Annotated in this window: 3 protein-coding genes and 1 pseudogene; 2 read left to right on the top strand and 2 right to left on the bottom strand. The window is 38.9% G+C overall.

Annotation, left to right across the window (positions count from 1 at the left end):
* Positions 1-935, top strand: a 935-nt coding sequence (locus ACFIMQ_RS09265; protein WP_375703918.1) for a tyrosine-type recombinase/integrase, incomplete at its 5' end; no start/stop codon positions are given.
* Positions 936-1,144: 209 nt separating this feature from the next.
* Positions 1,145-1,345, top strand: a complete 201-nt coding sequence (locus ACFIMQ_RS09260) for a helix-turn-helix transcriptional regulator (RefSeq protein ID WP_375621744.1) — start codon at positions 1,145-1,147, stop codon at positions 1,343-1,345.
* 54 nt (positions 1,346-1,399) lie between these two features.
* Here ACFIMQ_RS09260 and ACFIMQ_RS09255 read toward each other — a convergent pair whose 3' ends face one another.
* Together ACFIMQ_RS09255 and ACFIMQ_RS09250 are read right to left on the bottom strand one after the other, a co-directional pair.
* Positions 1,400-1,807, bottom strand: coding sequence for a hypothetical protein (locus ACFIMQ_RS09255; RefSeq protein ID WP_375702423.1), 408 nt, complete (start codon positions 1,805-1,807; stop codon positions 1,400-1,402).
* Positions 1,804-2,022, bottom strand: a pseudogene (locus tag ACFIMQ_RS09250) (hypothetical protein); the annotation flags it as partial. The gene ACFIMQ_RS09255 and the pseudogene ACFIMQ_RS09250, both read right to left, overlap by 4 nt.

Below are 2,022 nucleotides of genomic sequence, written 5' to 3'. Positions count from 1 at the left end.
GGCGTGACCCTATTAAAGAACGCAACAAACAAAAGCGTGAGGCAATGCGCAATCTCCATTATTTAAAAGATATTGCTTTAGATGCTTTTGAAAGCCGTAAAGCTGAATTAAAAGGTGATGGTAAAAATGGTAAATGGTTTACACCTTTACGCCTTCATATTCTCCCTAAATTAGGCTGTTTACCCGTTTCAGAGATTACGCAAACAGAGATACGCAATACCCTTTCTCCCATTTGGCATACAAAGGCTGTAATTGCTCGAACAGCATTGATACGTCTTAATCTTTGTCTCAAACATGCGGCTGCATTAGGTGTAGATGTTGATTTACAAGCTGTAGAAAAAGCAAAAGCTCTCTTAGGAAAACAACGCCATAAGGTCACTAATAGACCAGCCATGGATTGGAGAGAGGTTCCGGCTTTTTATAAAACACTCTGTGAAGCATCAACCATAACACAACTGGCTTTGCGTTTGCTTATTCTGACAGGTGTTCGTACCAATCCTTTACGTCATATTCATAAAGATCAAATTGATGGGGATATATGGACCATACCTGCTGAAAATATGAAAGGCAAGCGTGATACAACAAAAGAATTTCGCGTGCCTTTATCAACTGAAGCATTAGACATTTTAAAACAAGCACGATTGCTTTCTCGTAATGATTTCTTTTTTTCTGCTAAAGGTCGCGGTCCCCTCGCTGAGAAGTGTATGGCTCAATATATGAGAGACAATAAACTTGAAGCCTGCCCGCATGGTTTTCGCTCTAGTTTACGCGATTGGCTAGCAGAAACAACCGATGCTCCCTATGAGGTCGCTGAAACTATTCTAAGTCATACAGTAGGAGGACAAGTAGAGCGCTCCTATCGTCGCACTGACTATCTAGAACAGCGCCGTGTCTATATGGATAAATGGGCGGCTTATGTCACGAGTCAAACCTAAAATATGGGGTGAATAACCCCATTATCTGTGGATAACTTTAGCTCTCTTCTCTCTCATTCTCTCTCAATAAGACTCATAAATTATCACATTAGAAATTGTATAATAAAATATTGTTTTCTATGAATAAAACATCTTTCTAAATGAACCAAAATGTGGTTAATAAATGGTTATGATTTGTTACCATTTTTTTATAGTGAAAGGATTTTAGTATGACAGAAAATGCTATTCTTTTAACAGACCGTGAAAGTGCAAAATTGCTTCATATGAGTGTTTCAACATTCCGCCGTCATGTAACCAATGGCTCTCTCCCAAAACCTTTAAAATTTGGCTTTTTATCCCGTTGGTTACAATCAGATCTTTTCAATGTCATCGAGCAAGCAAAACAGCAACGTTATAACGACGCGGCATAAAAAGAAAACCTTGTCACGTAAGAACGGACAAGGCTTTCTCTGCTGAAGCAAGACTTAAGGTTCGCATTCAGGTGCATTTTTATACTTTTTACAAAAAGGGCTGTTCAAACGCTTCTTGACACTGCGCTGTGGTATGACAGCACCTGGACGACATATGGGAAGGTTTTCGGCTCTAAAAGTATAACACCAATTACCTCCCAACTTATCTTTATAACGGAATCCTGCTTGGAGCATGCAAGCATGAATTGTTGCTTTAGCATTAATGCTTATATTTTCACTTTCTGGATCAACATCATAAGGCGTTGGCATACCACATTCTAACAAAGCTTTTCCTACCTCAGTAAAATCAGTAACACTATTTTTCTCCCACATACTCAAATACCCTGGAGCAGGCTTATCAATGTTACATCCAGCGATATTTAACAGAATGAGACCACTTAATAATTTCAAGATTTTCTTCATTTTTTCCTCCCTGAATATTTTGAATAAATTGGCGTACGATTAGGTGAACCATAGCGCGATGTACACGCATAACCTGCATGACCATAACAAGCATGAACACTGGGGTAGCCCTTAAATATTTGCCCTCTCTCTTTCCAGGGACCACTTCCAGGAGGTATTTGCTCAAAAGTGTAAGGATTTTTGCCAATCTTTGTACCAACAAAGTCATTTTTATG

Source organism: Bartonella sp. AD13SXNS (genome assembly GCF_042196465.1).
Classification (GTDB): domain Bacteria; phylum Pseudomonadota; class Alphaproteobacteria; order Rhizobiales; family Rhizobiaceae; genus Bartonella.
Note: the sequence above shows the minus strand (reverse complement) of the source record. Positions and strands in the feature narration are given on the sequence as shown.